1 pseudogene is annotated in these 337 nt (G+C 72.7%); it reads right to left on the minus strand.

Annotated elements, in window-relative coordinates:
• Positions 1–337, minus strand: a pseudogene (locus BST12_RS32730) (hypothetical protein); the annotation flags it as partial.

Raw genomic sequence — 337 nt, forward strand, 5'->3', positions numbered from 1 at the left:
GGGTGGCGTTGAGGGCCGCCGAGAGGGCGGGGAAGGTGGCCGAGAAGCTGGCCGACAGGGCGGGCAGGATGGCGCTGAATCCGGCGGCGATGTTCTGCCCCGCGGTCAGCAGTGCACTTAGCGCGCCTTGTAGCGCGGGGGCGCCCGACAGCGCGGCGCTCAACGCGGCGTTGAACGCTGCGCTGAGGCCGGACAGGCTGGCTTGGAAGGCGGGCAGGCTGCCCGAGAGTGCGGCGCTGAGGGTGGCGTTGAGGGCCGCCGAGAGGGCGGGGAAGGTGGCCGAGAAGCTGGCCGACAGGGCGGGCAGGATGGCGCTGAATCCGGCGGCGATGTTCTG

The sequence above is a fragment of the Mycobacterium angelicum genome, from assembly GCF_002086155.1.
Classification (GTDB): domain Bacteria; phylum Actinomycetota; class Actinomycetes; order Mycobacteriales; family Mycobacteriaceae; genus Mycobacterium; species Mycobacterium angelicum.